The organism is Pseudonocardia oceanicola, assembly GCF_047200735.1.
Taxonomy (GTDB): Bacteria; Actinomycetota; Actinomycetes; order Mycobacteriales; family Pseudonocardiaceae; genus Pseudonocardia.
This window is the reverse complement of sequence record NZ_JBJZON010000015.1, coordinates 114,329-128,594: the sequence shown is the minus strand read 5'-3', so window position 1 is coordinate 128,594 and position 14,266 is coordinate 114,329. Positions and strand designations below refer to the sequence as shown.

The following is a 14,266-nucleotide window of genomic DNA, read 5'->3' as shown; positions in this document are numbered from 1 at the left end:
CGCTCGGGTCAGGCCAGGGCCGCGCGCAGGGCGTCGCCCGCCTCGTCCAGCGTGTCCCGGGCCTTGTCGATCACCCCCGCCATCTGGAAGAAGCCGTGGATCATGCCCGCGACCGGTAGCAACCGCGCGTCGACACCCGCCTGCCGCAGCCTCCCGGCGTAGGCCGCGCCCTGGTCGCGCAACGGGTCGAACTCCGCGGTGATCACGAGTGCGGGCGGCAGACCGGACAGGTCCTCGGCGCGCGCCGGCGAGACCCGCGGGTCCAGCCCGTCGTCGGGGCTGGTGAGGTAGCAGCCGAGGAACCATTCGATCCACGCCCGGGACAGCAGTGGGCCGAGCGCGTTCTCCCGCATGGACGGGCTGTCGTCGAAGCGGTCGGTCGCCGGGTAGACCAGCAGCTGGAAGGTGATCCGCGGCCCGCGCCGCTGCTTCGCCAGCTGCGCCACCACGGCCGCGAGGTTGCCGCCGGCGCTGTCGCCGCCGACCGCCAGCCGGGCCGGGTCGCCGCCCAGGTCGCCGATCTTCTCGGCGGCCCAGACGAGGGCGGCGTAGGCGTCGTCGACCGCGGCCGGGAAGCGGTGCTCGGGCGCGAGCCGGTAGTCCACCGCCGCGACGAGACAGCCCGCGCGGGCCGCCAGCGCCCGGCAGAGGGCGTCGTGGCTGTCCAGGTCGCCGATCACCCAGCCGCCGCCGTGGTAGTAGACGAGCACGGGCAGCGGCCCGTCGCCCGGCGGCACGTAGATCCGGACCGGGATGTCGCCGTCGGGCCCCGGCGCGGCGGTGTCCTCCACGCGTGCGAGCTCGGCGGGTGGCCCGGCGAGGCCGGCCAGGTCCGCGATCATGGCCCGGCTCTCGGCGACGGTCATGCTCTCCGGCGACTTCGCGCCCTCCTCGGCCATCTGTGCGAGCAGGGCCTCGATCTGCGGGTCGAGCGGCATGTCAGGAGCGTCCTTCCAGGAACGGGAGCACCCGCGCCAGGACGGCGCCGGTCTGCTCGAGCTGCGGGAGGTGTCCCGCGTCCGGTACGAGGGCCAGCCGCGAGTCGCGCAACCGCGAGGTGAACTCCTCGGCGTAGGCGGGGTCGACGAGCCGGTCCTGCTCCCCCCACACGAGCAGGGTCGGCGCGCTCACCCGGTGGATACGCCGGACCAGGCCCTTGTCCGGCAACGGCCAGATGAAGTGCAGGATGCTGGCCATCCGCAGGGCGGCCTCGAACAGGGCCTGCGGGTCGTCGGCCGGCGGCGTGAGCGCGGCCGCCAGCGGGCCCTCGGGATCGGCGAGCACCAGCTGCGGGAGCGTGTCCGGCGGGATGCCCGCGATGTCGGGGATCGGATGGTCCTCGCGCCAGAACCCCACGGGGCACAGCAGGACCAGCCGCGACACCCGGCGCGGGGAGTTGGCGGCGAGCTCGGCGGCGACCATGCCGCCGAAGGAGTGCCCGACGACGCGGACGGAGTCGAGGCCGAGGGCGTCGAGCAGCTCGTCGTAGAAGAGGACGAGCTCCCACAGCCCGGGCAGGTGGTCGAGGTCCTCGGACACGTTCGCGCCGGGGTGCTCCACCGCGTGGACGGTGTGGTGGCGGGACAGCTCGTCGAGGAACGGGTCCCACCACAGGCCGCCCGCGCCGTGCAGGAACAGCAGGGGCTCGCCGGTCCCGGCGACCAGCACCCGGGCGGCGATCGGTCCGACCTGGACGATCCGCTCGTCGGCCCGGCCCGGCGCCGTGGTCTGCATCGACGCCCCGCTCGCGAGCTCGCTCATGCCTGCGCCCCCGCCCGCTGCTCCGACTGCCCGGTCACGGCCCGGTTCGCCGCCCCGGCCGGCCACCACTCGTGGGTCCAGCCCTCGGCGTCCCAGATGTGCCGGATCCGGGGCATGACCTCCTCGGCGAACAGGGTGATGTTCTTCTTCGTCAGCTCGTGCGGCATCGAGCCGATCTGCAGCAGGGCGTGCAGGTTGCCCACGCGCAGGGTCTTCGCGACCTCGATCAGCCGGTCCGCGACCGTCGACGGGCTGCCGGCGATGATGAAGCCCTCCTCGTTGAGGGTCTTCCAGTTCTTCTCCAGCGCCGCCGCCGCGGCGATCGCACCGGGCTGGTTGGTCTTGATCGCGAACTCGGTGGACCTGCGCGTGCGGTAACCCGGCGCCTCGAAGAAGTAGGGCGGGATGTGCAGGCACTTGTTGAAGAAGTACGTGACGTGTTCGAGGTACTCCTGCTCGGCCCGCTCGTCGGTCTCGGAGACGCAGATCTGTTGGGCGAACCCTGCCCGGAACGGGTTGCGGTCCACCCCGAGCTCGTCCATCTTCGCCCAGAAGCCGTCCATCAGCTTCTTGCCGAACTTCGCGCCGAAGAAGGACAGGTAGCTGTAGGTGTAGTTCTTCGCGGCGGCGAGCTCCCAGGTCTCCACCGACCCGCCGCCGGCGAGCCAGACGGGTGGGTGCGGCTTCTGCAGCGGCTGCGGCCAGGGGTTGACGTAGCGCAACTGGTTGTAGCGGCCGTTGAAGGTGAACGGACCGGGCCGCGTCCAGGCCTGGGTGATCAGCTCCTCGGCCTCGCGGAACCGTGGCCGGGTCTGCGTGGGCGGGACGCCGTAGCAGAAGTTGACGTCCATCGAGGTGCCCACGGGGAAGCCCGCGGCCAGCCGCCCGTTGGAGAGGACGTCGAGCATCGCGAACTCCTCCGCCACGCGGGTGGCGGGCGAGTACAGGGCGAGCGTGTTGCCCAGCACCATGATCGCGGAGTTGTTGGGGGTGCGCCGGGCCAGCGCCGCGGCCATGAGGTTCGGCGAGGCCATGAAGCCGTAGCCGTTCTGGTGGTGCTCGTTGACCCCGACGCCGTCGAAGCCCAGCCGGTCGGCCAGCTCGAGCTCGTCGAGGTTCCACTGGTAGTACTGCGCGACCTTCTTCGGGTCGCACAGCTCGCTGTTGGGCGGGGTGATCCAGATGCTCTCGTAGCGCTGTTCGAAGTCGGCCGGGAGGTCCCGGTAGGGCATGAGATGGAAGAAGATCGACCGCATCGGCTCTCCACATCGGCGGGGTGATCCGGGTCACTTCAATCCTGCGGAGCCGCGCGGGGAGAGTCATGCACCTGCCTGCCGGAAACCGGCCGATCCCTGCCAGCGGGTCAGCGCGGGGACCGCAGCGCCGCCCGGTACGCCCTCGGCGAGGTACCGAAACGCGCCCGGAAGGCCCGGGAGAAGTGGCTGGAGTCGCTGAAGCCCCAGTTCTGCGCGATCACCGAGACCGGCACGGTGCCCGCGGCCAGCTCGGCCCGGGCCCGCAGCAGCCGCCGCCCGCGCACGTAGGCGCCGACCGTGTCACCCGAGGTCTCGAACGCCCGGTACACCGTGCGCACGGAGACCCCGTGCGCCGCGGCGATCGCGGCCGGCGTGATCTCCTCGCCGAGGTGGCGCTCGATCCACGACTCCATCGCCGCACGCAGCCCGGGTCCCTGCGGGGCGTCCTCACCGGTGGCGCGGACCAGGCCTGCGACCAGCTCCAACGTGGCGTTGCGGGCTCCCGCGACGGCCGACGGCGGCAGCTCCCCCGCCGACGCGAGCAGGTCGAGGTAGGCGACGAGCAGGCGCGCGGCCGGATCGGACCCGTCGAGCGGGCGGTCCCCGACCGACCAGCCGCGGCCGAGGACCTCGTCGAGTGCGGACCGCCGCGTGATCAGGGTGCGCTTGGCGAAGCGGCCCCGCACCGAGAAGCGGGTCGGCCGGCGGCCCTCCCACACGAGCAGGTCGCCCGGGCGGACCCGCCGGGCGCTCTCCCCCTGCAGCACCAGCTCCCCGCCCGACCGCGTGACCAGGACGCCGACCAGGTCCTCGTCCGCGCTCCCGATGCGGGAGCGGGGCCGCACGCCGTCACAGGGATCGGACTCGCAGTCGACGAGCTCGAGGTCGCCGATCCGCCGTCGCCGGACGACCCCGTGGAAGGGTCGCGGCGGCCGGCCACCCGCGAACCGCACCGTCATCGGGGCGTGCGACTCCGAGACGACCTGCTCCCACAGCTCCTGTCGGTCCCCCTCGGCGACCCCGGCCAGCGAGTACTCGGCGGTGCCGGACTGCCGGGTGTCCGGCCCGGTGCACGCGGCGGTCACGGCGCCTCCCTCCGCACCCGCCGGACGACGTCGTCGGCGGGCGCCGGCCCATTCTGGCCGCCTGACGAACGTTCGGGAACCCGGCGTGACGCGGGCACCTGGCATCCTCGGGAGCATGGCACGGCGATTCGAGTACAAGGTGGTCCAGCTCCGCGAGGGGATGATCGGCGGCAAGCTGTCGGCGGACAAGCTGGAGAAGGTCCTCAACGGCGAGGCCGGTGACGGCTGGCAGCTCAAGGCGATCACCAGCGCGGACGTGAAGGGCCGGATCGGCCCCGGTGGGGTGGAGGGGCTGCTGGTCACGTTCGAGCGACCGGTCGCATGACCGCCCCGGAGGGAAGGGCCACGGGCCCGACGCGGCCTCCCTTCCACCTGGCGATCCCGGTGGACGACCTCGCCGCCGCCCACCGGTTCTACGGCGAGGTCCTCGGCTTCGCCCGCGGCCGCTCCGCCGAGGCCTGGACGGACTGGGACGTGCACGGCCACCAGGTCGTCACGCACCTGGTGCCCGGACACCGCGGGGTCGCCGGGCGCAACCCGGTCGACGGGCACGAGGTACCGGTCCCGCACTTCGGCGTGGTCCTGCCCGTCCCGGAGTTCACCGCGCTGGCCGAGCGGGTGCGGGCCGCGGGCGTGGAGTTCGTGATCGAGCCGTACGTCCGGTTCGCCGGCGAGCCGGGTGAGCAGCACACGATGTTCTTCCTCGACCCGGCAGGCAACGCACTGGAGTTCAAGGCCTTCGCGGACCTGGACCAGCTGTTCGCCGTCTGACAGCATCCGCCGCATGGACGCCGCACCGGACACCCGGCCCGCCCGGGTCGAGGACGTCCACGAGCTCGCGGCGGGGATGCCGCACGTCACGCGCGTGGACGGGCCCCGCGGCAACGCGGTCTACCAGGTGGGCGGCAAGTCGTTCGTCTTCTTCCGCACGCCCCGGCCCGACGCGGTCGACCCGGACACCGGTGATCGCTACGCCGACGTGATCGTCTTCTGGGTCGGCGGCGACGAGGACAAGACCGCCCTGGTCCAGGACCCCGGCTCGCCCTTCTTCACCACCCCGCACTTCGACGGCCACCCGTCGGTCCTGGTCCGGGCCTCGCGCCTGCACGAGCTCGGTCGCGACGAGCTCGCCGAGATCGTGCAGGACGCCTGGCTGTCGCGCGCCTCGCCGAAGCGGGCGCGGGACTGGCTCGCCGCGCACGGGACCGCCGACGCCTGACGCGGTGAGCAGCGGGCGGTCGCGCACCGTCCCGGGCGTCGTGCGGCGGTCTCCTGGGTAGGGTCCGGGCCGTGAGCGAACTCGTGCACCGCGACACCACCGACGGAGTCGCGACCATCACCCTCGATTCCCCCGCGAACCGCAATGCGCTGTCCGCGCAGCTGCGCCGCGAGCTGATCGACCACCTCGACGCCGCGATCGCCGACGACGCCGCCCGGGTGATCGTGCTGACCCACACCGGCACCGTGTTCTGCGCCGGGATGGACCTCAAGGAGTCCAAGGGCGCCGGCGCCGAGCAACAGGGGGTCCGCGAGGTCCCCCGGATCCTCGAGACGATCTGGACCTCACCGAAGCCGGTCGTCGCGCGGCTCACCGGCCCGGCCCGGGCCGGCGGCGTCGGGCTGGTCGCCGCGTGCGACATCGCGATCGCCGCCGACACCGCCACCTTCGCCTTCAGCGAGGTCCGCATCGGCGTGGTGCCCGCGGTCATCTCCGTGACCGTCCTCCCCCGGCTGCTGCCGCGGGCCGCCCACGAGCTCTTCCTCACCGGCGAGACCTTCGACGCCCCCCGCGCCGCCGCCATCGGCCTGCTCAACCGCGCCGTCCCCACCGACCAGGTCGACGCCGAGGTCACCCGCTACGTCGACATGCTCCGCCTCGGCGCCCCGGGCGCCCTCGAAGGCGTGAAGGATCTGCTGCGCCGCGAACGCCCCAGCTCCCTGTCCGACGACTTCGCCGAGATGAACGCCCTGTCCGCGGACTACTTCGCCGGCGAGGAAGGCCAGGAGGGCATCCGCGCCTTCGGCGAGAAGCGCAAGCCCAGCTGGGTCACTCCCGGCTGAGGCACGCGACGGTCACGGCCGCCACGCCGGGTCCCGCCCGCTGACCCCGAGCGCCCGCTCGACCGCGGGCGCGGTGGGATCGACGGGCACCTCGGCGCCGATCCACCCGGCTTCGCGGCCCATCCCGGCCATGCCGGTCATCGCCTCGAGCGCGGCCTCGCCGAGCTCCGGCGACACGGTGAACGGCTGTCCCGTCGCCACCGCGAGGTCCCAGGCGTGCACCACGAACTCGCCGGTCATCATCGCGCCGACCGCGGCCGCGGGCATCGGCCCGCCCCCCAGGTGGGACTCGCCCTCCCACACCTGCGGGTCGGCCCACGCCGCGGCAGCCGCGACACCCTCCTTCTCCGCGGCCGCGGCCCACTCGCGCTCGGGCAGCTCGCGCAGGAAGGGCGCCCGGTCGTCGGCCGCCCACTCCTCCGGCCAGGGCTCGCGGGTGGCGGCGTGGTGGGCCAGCAGGAAGCCGAACGCGAGGTGGTTCACCAGGTCGGCCACGGTGTAGTCACGGCACGGGGTCGGGTCGGCGTACCGCTCGACCGCGGCGCCGCGGAGGATCCCGACGGCGAGGTCGACGGCCTCGGTGAACTGGGTGTGTTCCGTCATGCGTCCGAGGTTCGTCGCTCACGAGCGCCGGGCATTGGACATTTGCGCCACGTACCCTGCAGATCGTGACCCACGCCGTGGCCGCCCCCGTCGACCGGGCGCTCGAGCTGCTCGCCGGGCGCCCGCTCGTCGCGCTGACCGGGGCCGGGCTCTCCACCGACTCCGGGATCCCGGACTACCGCGGACCCGGGTCGCCGCTGCGCCGTCCGATGACCTACGGCGAGTTCGTCTCCGGGCCCGCGGCGCAGCGCCGGTACTGGGCGCGCAGCCACGTCGGCTGGGCCCGGATGCGGCGGGCCGTGCCCAACCCGGGCCACCTCGCCCTCGCCGACCTCGAGCGCCGTGGTGTGCTCCAGGGTCTGATCACCCAGAACGTCGACGGTCTGCACGGTGCGGCCGGGAGCCGCGTCCTGGTGGACCTGCACGGCCGGATCGCCGACGTCGTCTGCCTGTCCTGCCGTGCGGTCAGCTCACGGGCGGACCTGCAGGCGCGGTTGGCGGAGGCCAACCCGGGCTTCGCCGACTCCGTCGGCCCCGGGATCGAGACCGCGCCCGACGGCGACGTCCTGCTCGAACGCACCGAGGGCTTCCGGCTGGTCGGCTGCACGGCGTGCGGCGGCCCGCTCAAGCCCGACGTCGTGTTCTTCGGGGAGAACGTGCCGAAGGACCGGGTCGCCCGCGCCTACGCGATGGTCGACGCGCTACGGCCCGTCGCCGGCGCGCTCCTGGTCGCCGGCTCCTCGCTCACCGTCATGTCCGGGCTGCGGTTCGTGAAGCACGCCGGGAGGCACGGCGTGCCGGTCGTGATCGTGAACCGGGGCGAGACCCGCGGCGATCCGCTCGCCGCCCTGCGCGTCGACGCCGGGTGTTCCGAGGTGCTCTCCGCCGTCGCCGGCGCCTGCGGGGGCGTGGTGATCGACACCCCGATCCCGGAGTGGCGCGACCTGGCCCCCTGACCGCCGCCGCGCCCCTCACCCACGCCACCTCCGGCGCCGGCACGGCACCGATCCCGACGCCGCCGGACCGCGCCGCGCGGCCGTCCCCACCGCCACGCCGCTCGGCGCGGCGCCTACCGACGCCGGCGCGCGACGGCGTCGGTGACCACACCGGCGGCGCGGTCCAGCAGCCCCGCGACCGCCCAGCACAGCGGCAGGACCACCAGGATCGCCAGCCCGACCTGGAGCGAGAAGGCGAGCTGGGTCAGCCACAGCTCCAGCGCGTCCCACCAGTCCGCGATCGCCCTCGCCACGGTTCACACGGTAGCGCCGGGTCCGGCGGGTTAGGTTCTGGGCATGTTCGCCGTCTACGCCGCTGAGCCCAACGCCGACACTCCGCTCGACTCCCTGACCGTCGGTGAGCGCCCCGAGCCCGAGGTCCCCGAGGGCTGGGTCAAGGTCAGGGTGACCGCCGCCAGCCTCAACATGCACGACCTCTGGACGCTCCGGGGCGTCGGCATCAAGCCCGACCAGTTCCCGATGATCCTCGGCTGCGACGGCGCCGGCACGCTGGAGGACGGCACCGAGGTCGTCCTGCACTCGATCATCGGCGACCCGGACTGGAGCGGCGACGAGACGCTCGACCCCAGGCGCACGCTGCTCACCGAGAAGTACCAGGGGGCGATGGCGGACCACGTCGTGGTCCCGAAGCGCAACGCCGTACCCAAGCCGCAGGGCATCACCGCGAGCCAGGCCGCCGTCATGGGCACCGCGTGGCTGACCGCCTACCGGATGCTGTTCACCAAGTCCGGCCTGCACCCCGGGCAGACGATGCTCGTCCAGGGCGCCTCCGGTGGCGTGTCCACCGCGCTCGTCCAGCTCGGCCGTGCGGCGGGGATGACGGTCTGGGTGACCGGGCGCACGGAGGAGAAGCGGAACCTGGCCGAGAAGCTCGGCGCGCACGCCGTCTTCGAGGCCGGCGCGAAGCTGCCCGGCAAGGTCGACGCCGTGTTCGAGTCGGTCGGCGAGGCCACCTGGAAGCACTCGATGCGGGCCCTGCGCCCGGGCGGCACGATCGTCTGCTGCGGCTCCACCTCCGGCCCCAACCCGGGTGCCGACCTGCAGCGGCTCTTCTTCCTGCAGCTGAACGTGGTCGGCTCGACGATGGGCACCCGGCAGGAGCTGGCGGACCTGCTGAGCTTCGTGGCCAACGCCGGCATCACCCCCGAGATCGGGCTCGAGATCCCCCTCGAGCGGGCCGAGGAGGGCTTCCGCGCGATGCTCGAGGGAGACACAGCGGGCAAGATCGTGTTCACGCACTGACACCGGCAACGTTGCTGTCACGGCTTCTGCTCGCGATTTGCGGCAAACGTGCCGCACAGCAAGTACAGTCGGTCATCGTGCCTGAGCCACTTAGTAGCTCGGCGCCGGTGCACGGTCGGACCATGACCGTCCCGGCGCCGCGTGTCCCCGGTCTCGTCGAGCTCCTCGACCGGGTCGAGCGCGCCGTCGCGGCGTCGCTCACCCCGGCCACCTCGGCGCAGGGCGTCAGCCGCGACGGCTGGCGGGTCCTGCTGATGCTCGCCCGCGGCGGAGGCCGCAGCATGGGCGAGATCGCCTCGCACACCGCTCTTCCCGCCCCCACCGCCACCCGCGTCGTCGACCGCCTGGTCGCCGACGGGCACGCCTACCGGCAGAACGACCCGGTGGACCGAAGACGGGTGCTGGTGCATCTCGCCGCGGGCGGCCGTGAGGTCGTGGAGCGCGTGTGCGGGAGCATCGAGCGCCGCGTGGGCACCGCCCTCGGCGCCGCCCGGACCCCCGAACGCGTGCAGCTCGCACGTCTCCTCGACGACCTGGCGAACCCCGACCCCGAGTAGAGCTCCCCCAGCGACACCCCCGAGCTCCCCGGCTCCCTTCGCCCCCGTTCCCGGTTCAGCAGCGACGCCGGGCCCCGGGCCGCCCGGCCACTCCGCCGCGGCCCCACGCCGAAACCCCTGACGGTCGGCCCCGCGCCGGTTCGGTCAGCGTCGGTTCCTCAGCGCCGGTTCCTCAGCGGCCGGTTCCCGCGCTACTTCTTGGCCTTGTCCGCGCTCGACTCGGTGGACAGCGCCGCCACGAAGGCCTCCTGCGGCACGTCGACCCGACCGATGGTCTTCATCCGCTTCTTGCCCTCCTTCTGCTTCTCCAGAAGCTTGCGCTTGCGGCTGATGTCGCCGCCGTAGCACTTGGCGAGGACGTCCTTGCGGATCGCGCGGATGGTCTCCCGCGCGATGATCCGCGACCCCACCGCGGCCTGGATCGGCACCTCGAACTGCTGGCGCGGGATCAGCTCGCGCAGCTTCGACGCCATGGTGGTGCCGTAGGAGTACGCCGCGTCCTTGTGCACGATCGCGGAGAACGCGTCGACCGGCTCGCCCTGCAGCAGGATGTCGACCTTCACCAGGTCGGACTGCTGCTCGCCCGCCTCCTCGTAGTCCAGCGACGCGTAGCCGCGGGTGCGGGACTTCAACGCGTCGAAGAAGTCGAAGATGATCTCGGCGAGCGGCATCGTGTACCGGAGCTCCACGCGGGTCTCGGACAGGTAGTCCATCCCGCCGAGCTGGCCGCGCCGGCTCTGGCAGAGCTCCATGATCGCGCCGATGAACTCCGAGGGCGCGAGGATCGTGACCTTGACGATCGGCTCGTGGATCTCGGCGACCTTGCCCGTCGGCCAGTCCGACGGGTTCGTCACGGTCATCTCGGTACCGTCGTCGGCGGTCACCCGGTAGACGACGTTGGGCGCCGTGGAGATGAGATCGAGGCCGTACTCGCGCTCGAGCCGGTCCCGGGTGATCTCCAGGTGCAGCAGGCCGAGGAAACCGCAGCGGAAGCCGAAGCCCAGCGCCGCCGACGTCTCCGGCTCGTAGGTGAGCGCGGCGTCGTTGAGCTGGAGCTTGTCGAGCGCCTCGCGCAGGTCCGGGTACTGGGAACCGTCCACCGGATAGAGGCCGGAGTAGACCATCGGGCGCGGTTCGCGATAGCCGGTGAGCGGCTCCGCGGCGCCGTGCCGCTGGGACGTGACGGTGTCGCCGACCTTCGACTGCCGGACGTCCTTCACCCCGGTGATCAGGTAGCCCACCTCGCCGACGCCGAGACCCTCGCTCGGCTTCGGCTCCGGCGACACGATCCCCACCTCGAGCAGCTCGTGGGTGGCGCCGGTGGACATCATCTTGATCCGCTCGCGCGGCACGATCCTGCCGTCGACGACCCGGATGTAGGTGACGACGCCGCGGTAGGTGTCGTAGACCGAGTCGAAGATCATGGCACGCGCCGGGGCGTCCGCGTCGCCCTCCGGCGCCGGGATCTGCTTCACGACCTCGTCCAGCAGCGCCTCGACGCCGAGACCGGTCTTGGCGCTGACCCGCAGCACGTCGCCCGGGTCGCAGCCGATGATGTGCGCGATCTCCGCGGCGTAGCGGTCGGGGTCCGCCGCCGGCAGGTCGATCTTGTTGAGGACCGGGATGATCGTGAGGTCCTTGTCGAGCGCCAGGTAGAGGTTCGCCAGCGTCTGCGCCTCGATCCCCTGCGCGGCGTCGACCAGCAGGATCGCGCCCTCGCAGGCCTCCAGCGCGCGCGAGACCTCGTAGGTGAAGTCGACGTGGCCGGGCGTGTCGATCAGGTGCAGGACGTGGTCGGTGCCGTCGACCGTCCACGGCAGCCGGACGTTCTGCGCCTTGATCGTGATGCCGCGCTCGCGTTCGATGTCCATCCGGTCGAGGTACTGCGCGCGCATGGCGCGCTCGTCGACCACGCCCGTGATCTGCAGCATCCGGTCGGCCAGCGTCGACTTGCCGTGGTCGATGTGGGCGATGATGCAGAAGTTCCGGATGCGCTCCGGCGGGGTGAACGTGCGGTCGGCGTACGTCGTCACTCAGACATCCATTCCGGTACGGGGTCCCGTCCATCGTCCCACGTCCGGTGGAGCGGCCGCGCAGCCCCGCGGACGTGTGAGGCGGGCCACCGTCGGGTACCCGACGTCATGGACTCCGCGAGCACCGGTAGCCCGTCCTCGTCCGGGTCCGCGGCGGGCGCCCCGGCCGGGCCCGCCCCGACCGGCCCGGGCCCGGATCCCGCCGCCGACCCCGCCACCCAGCAGTTCCCGCGGCCCGCGGCCGACGGTTCGGCCGGTCCACGCGAGTGGGTCGGCCAGACCGTGCGCGGACGGTCGGGGAACACGGTCGGGCGGCTCACGGACGTCGTCGACGGGCCGGACGGCACACCCTGGGGTGTGGTGCGCCCGCGGACGGGCGGCTCCCGCACCATCCCGCTCTCCGGCGCCACCCCGGACGACCGCGGGGTGACCGTCCCGATCGACCGCCGCACCGTGCGCACCGCACCGGATCGCCACGAGCCCGACGCCGAGCTGGCCCAGCACTACACCAGCCACGGCGCGCTGTCCGCCGCCCACGAGTACCAGCACGAACGCTTCGGCGGCCTCAAGATCGGGTCGGCCTTCTTCGGCTGGCTCGTCGCGGTGGGCCTGACCGTGCTGCTCGGCGCGCTCGCCTCGCTCGTCGTCCGGCTGGCCGGGGTGTCGCCGGACCTCGGCGCCGGGCCCGGCCAGGACCCCCGGATGCTGGGCATCACCGGCGGCATCGTCGCGGTGGCCGTGATGCTGCTGTCCTACTACGCCGGCGGCTACGTCTCGGGCCGGCTCGCCCGCTTCGACGGCGCCCGCAACGGGGTCGCGGTCTGGGCGATGGGCCTCGTCGTCACCGTCGCGGTGTCGATCGCGATCGCGGTCACCGGCGCCACGGACAGCCTGTTCGCCGCGCTGCGCGTGCCCGGCGTCGCGGTCTCCGGTGAGGCGCTCACCCTGACCGGTGTGATCGCCCTGCTGATCGCGGCCGCGGTGGCGCTGATCGGGGCGGTCGTCGGGGGCAAGGCCGGCGAGCGCTACCACCGCCGCGTGGACCGCGCCGCCGAGTCGGCGTTCACCCCCTGACCTCGTCGGCTCCCGCGCGATCCCACGGCACCGGTCCCTCCGCTCAGGGGCCGGTGCCGTCCCATTCCGCGAGCGGGGCGCAGTGCCACCGCCACGTCTCCAGGCGCGGCCGGGCGCCCCGTGAGGTGCGGCCGTTGGCCCAGCGGAGCGTGGGCCAGGAGCGGCCTTCGTGCGGCGCCCACGGGACGAGCCGGCGCAGCACGTGGGCGGTGAGGACCTCGGCGATGTGCGCGACGACCTCGGCCACCGTCATGTCCGGCGCACCGGCCCGGACCGTCCAGTCCCGCCCCGTCGCGGTGCCGAGCAGGCCGGTGCACGCGACGGCCGCGGTCCGCACGACGTCGCTGCGCACGTGCTCACGGTAGGAGCACCGGCGCCACCGCGACAGGCCCCGCGGCACCCGGCCGGGGACGGGCGGAGGTGTGTGCGGACGGCCGCAGCGGGCATCCCGTCCTCGTGCCCGATCATGGTCTGCTCCCGGGGGTGCGGCGGATCGCCGTCCTCCGCGCCAACGGCCTCGGCGACTCCCTCGTCGCCCAGCCCGCGCTCGCGGCGCTGCGCGCCGCCTACCCCGACGCCTCGATCACGCTCGCGACCTCACCGCCGGTGGCGGAGCTGCTGCGCGGGCGCCCGTTCCCGGTGGACGAGGTGCTGGAGGCGCCGCGGGTACCCGGCGTGCGGGGCGAGGTCGGCGGGCCACCGGACGATCCACCCGAGGTCGTGGAGGAGTTCTGCGCGACGATGCGGGCGCGGGAGTTCGACCTCGCCCTCCAGCTGCACGGCGGCGGGGCCAACGCCAACCCGCTGCTGCTCCGCTTCGGCGCCCGCGTGACCGCGGGCAGCCGGGCCGAGGACGCGCCGGCACTGACCCGGACGATCCCGTGGACGCCGTTCCAGCACGACGTGATGCGCTGGCTCGAGGTCGTCGACCTCGTCGGGGCGCGCCCGGTCGCGCTGCGGCCCGCACTCACGGTCGTCGACGCCGACCGCGCCGCCGCCGACACCGCGCTGCCCGCCCTGCACGGCCCGCTCGTCGTGCTGCACCCCGGCGCCACCGACGTCAGCCGGCAGTGGCCGTCGGAGCGGCTCGGACAGGTCGGCCGGGCGCTGGCCGAGCAGCGGGGCGCCGTGGTCGCGGTCGTCGGCGGGAAGGGCGACCTGGAGCTCGGCGAGCAGGTCCGGGCCGGGCTCGGCGACGCCCCGATGCTCGACCTGGTCGGCGCGCTCGACCTGAACGGCCTGGTCGGCGTGCTCGCCCGGGCGGACCTGCTGGTCGGCAACGACTCCGGGCCGCGGCACATCGCCGAGGCGGTCGGCACCCCGACCGTCGGTGTGTTCACCCGGGCCAACCTGATCGACGTCAGCCCGCTGTTCCGCGCCCGGCACCGGGTCGTCGTCGACTGGGAGAGCCGGTGCGCGGTCTGCGGCGACCCCTACCTGGGTCGCACCTGCGGGCACGACGCCACGGTGCTCGCCGGCGTCGAGGTGCCCGAGGTCGTCGACGCCGCCCGCGCCCTGCTTCCCGAATAGGCCCTGCTTCCCGGACAGGCCCGGGAGCGGTTCGGCACCGGCGCACCG

17 protein-coding genes are annotated in these 14,266 nt (G+C 73.6%); 9 read left to right on the top strand and 8 right to left on the bottom strand.

The annotated features are described in order from the left end of the window. Positions 1 to 8 precede the first annotated feature (8 nt). The 4 genes from lipP1 to ACL02T_RS21090 form a co-directional block, all read right to left on the bottom strand. Positions 9 to 938, bottom strand: coding sequence for a LipP1 family hormone-sensitive lipase (gene lipP1, locus ACL02T_RS21105; RefSeq protein WP_412832447.1), 930 nt, complete (start codon positions 936 to 938; stop codon positions 9 to 11). A 1-nt stretch (position 939) separates the two neighbouring features. Further along, positions 940 to 1,761, bottom strand: a complete 822-nt coding sequence (locus ACL02T_RS21100; RefSeq protein ID WP_412832446.1) for an alpha/beta fold hydrolase — start codon at positions 1,759 to 1,761, stop codon at positions 940 to 942. Then, positions 1,758 to 3,017 (bottom strand): LLM class flavin-dependent oxidoreductase, encoded by a 1,260-nt coding sequence (locus ACL02T_RS21095; protein ID WP_412832445.1) that lies wholly within the window; start codon positions 3,015 to 3,017, stop codon positions 1,758 to 1,760. The genes ACL02T_RS21100 and ACL02T_RS21095 overlap by 4 nt, the downstream gene beginning before the upstream one ends. Positions 3,018 to 3,124: 107 nt before the next feature. Then, a complete protein-coding gene (locus ACL02T_RS21090; RefSeq protein WP_412832444.1) occupies positions 3,125 to 4,102 on the bottom strand; it encodes a helix-turn-helix domain-containing protein in 978 nt (325 codons plus the stop codon). A 115-nt stretch (positions 4,103 to 4,217) separates the two neighbouring features. Between ACL02T_RS21090 and ACL02T_RS21085 the strand changes: the two genes are divergently transcribed. From ACL02T_RS21085 to ACL02T_RS21070, 4 genes are all read left to right on the top strand, one after another. Next, on the top strand, positions 4,218 to 4,427 hold the full coding sequence (locus ACL02T_RS21085; RefSeq protein WP_412832443.1) for a DUF4177 domain-containing protein: 210 nt from the start codon (positions 4,218 to 4,220) through the stop codon (positions 4,425 to 4,427). Next, positions 4,424 to 4,873 carry a VOC family protein gene (locus ACL02T_RS21080; RefSeq protein WP_412832442.1) on the top strand — a complete coding sequence of 150 codons (450 nt, stop codon included), beginning with the start codon at positions 4,424 to 4,426 and terminating at the stop codon, positions 4,871 to 4,873. The genes ACL02T_RS21085 and ACL02T_RS21080 overlap by 4 nt, the downstream gene beginning before the upstream one ends. 13 nt (positions 4,874 to 4,886) lie before the next feature. Beyond that, complete coding sequence (locus ACL02T_RS21075; protein ID WP_412832441.1) at positions 4,887 to 5,321, top strand: MmcQ/YjbR family DNA-binding protein; 435 nt, start codon at positions 4,887 to 4,889, stop codon at positions 5,319 to 5,321. A gap of 71 nt (positions 5,322 to 5,392) precedes the next feature. Continuing rightward, positions 5,393 to 6,163: an enoyl-CoA hydratase-related protein gene (locus ACL02T_RS21070; RefSeq protein ID WP_412832440.1), complete on the top strand. Its 771-nt coding sequence runs from the start codon at positions 5,393 to 5,395 to the stop codon at positions 6,161 to 6,163. A gap of 12 nt (positions 6,164 to 6,175) precedes the next feature. Here the strand turns inward: ACL02T_RS21070 and ACL02T_RS21065 are convergent, their stop codons facing one another. Then, on the bottom strand, positions 6,176 to 6,766 hold the full coding sequence (locus ACL02T_RS21065; RefSeq protein ID WP_412832439.1) for a TIGR03086 family metal-binding protein: 591 nt from the start codon (positions 6,764 to 6,766) through the stop codon (positions 6,176 to 6,178). A gap of 65 nt (positions 6,767 to 6,831) precedes the next feature. Between ACL02T_RS21065 and ACL02T_RS21060 the strand changes: the two genes are divergently transcribed. Further along, the gene (locus ACL02T_RS21060) at positions 6,832 to 7,722 is read left to right on the top strand and encodes a Sir2 family NAD-dependent protein deacetylase (protein ID WP_412832438.1); all 891 of its coding nucleotides are present in this window, start codon (positions 6,832 to 6,834) and stop codon (positions 7,720 to 7,722) included. Between the two features lie 113 nt (positions 7,723 to 7,835). Here the strand turns inward: ACL02T_RS21060 and ACL02T_RS21055 are convergent, their stop codons facing one another. Beyond that, positions 7,836 to 8,015, bottom strand: coding sequence for a hypothetical protein (locus ACL02T_RS21055; protein ID WP_412832437.1), 180 nt, complete (start codon positions 8,013 to 8,015; stop codon positions 7,836 to 7,838). A gap of 43 nt (positions 8,016 to 8,058) precedes the next feature. Between ACL02T_RS21055 and ACL02T_RS21050 the strand changes: the two genes are divergently transcribed. Together ACL02T_RS21050 and ACL02T_RS21045 are read left to right on the top strand one after the other, a co-directional pair. Further along, a complete protein-coding gene (locus ACL02T_RS21050) occupies positions 8,059 to 9,024 on the top strand; it encodes a zinc-binding dehydrogenase (protein WP_412832436.1) in 966 nt (321 codons plus the stop codon). Between the two features lie 122 nt (positions 9,025 to 9,146). After that, complete coding sequence (locus tag ACL02T_RS21045; protein WP_412832435.1) at positions 9,147 to 9,581, top strand: MarR family winged helix-turn-helix transcriptional regulator; 435 nt, start codon at positions 9,147 to 9,149, stop codon at positions 9,579 to 9,581. A gap of 191 nt (positions 9,582 to 9,772) precedes the next feature. Here the strand turns inward: ACL02T_RS21045 and lepA are convergent, their stop codons facing one another. Then, a complete protein-coding gene (gene lepA, locus ACL02T_RS21040) occupies positions 9,773 to 11,614 on the bottom strand; it encodes a translation elongation factor 4 (RefSeq protein WP_412832434.1) in 1,842 nt (613 codons plus the stop codon). 108 nt (positions 11,615 to 11,722) lie between these two features. On the opposite strand from lepA, the gene ACL02T_RS21035 reads away from it, so the two are divergent. Continuing rightward, complete coding sequence (locus ACL02T_RS21035) at positions 11,723 to 12,688, top strand: PRC-barrel domain-containing protein (protein WP_412832433.1); 966 nt, start codon at positions 11,723 to 11,725, stop codon at positions 12,686 to 12,688. 43 nt (positions 12,689 to 12,731) lie between these two features. Here the strand turns inward: ACL02T_RS21035 and ACL02T_RS21030 are convergent, their stop codons facing one another. Beyond that, on the bottom strand, positions 12,732 to 13,040 hold the full coding sequence (locus ACL02T_RS21030) for a hypothetical protein (RefSeq protein ID WP_412832432.1): 309 nt from the start codon (positions 13,038 to 13,040) through the stop codon (positions 12,732 to 12,734). A gap of 104 nt (positions 13,041 to 13,144) precedes the next feature. On the opposite strand from ACL02T_RS21030, the gene ACL02T_RS21025 reads away from it, so the two are divergent. Further along, positions 13,145 to 14,218, top strand: a complete 1,074-nt coding sequence (locus ACL02T_RS21025; protein WP_412832431.1) for a glycosyltransferase family 9 protein — start codon at positions 13,145 to 13,147, stop codon at positions 14,216 to 14,218. Positions 14,219 to 14,266: the final 48 nt, after the last annotated feature.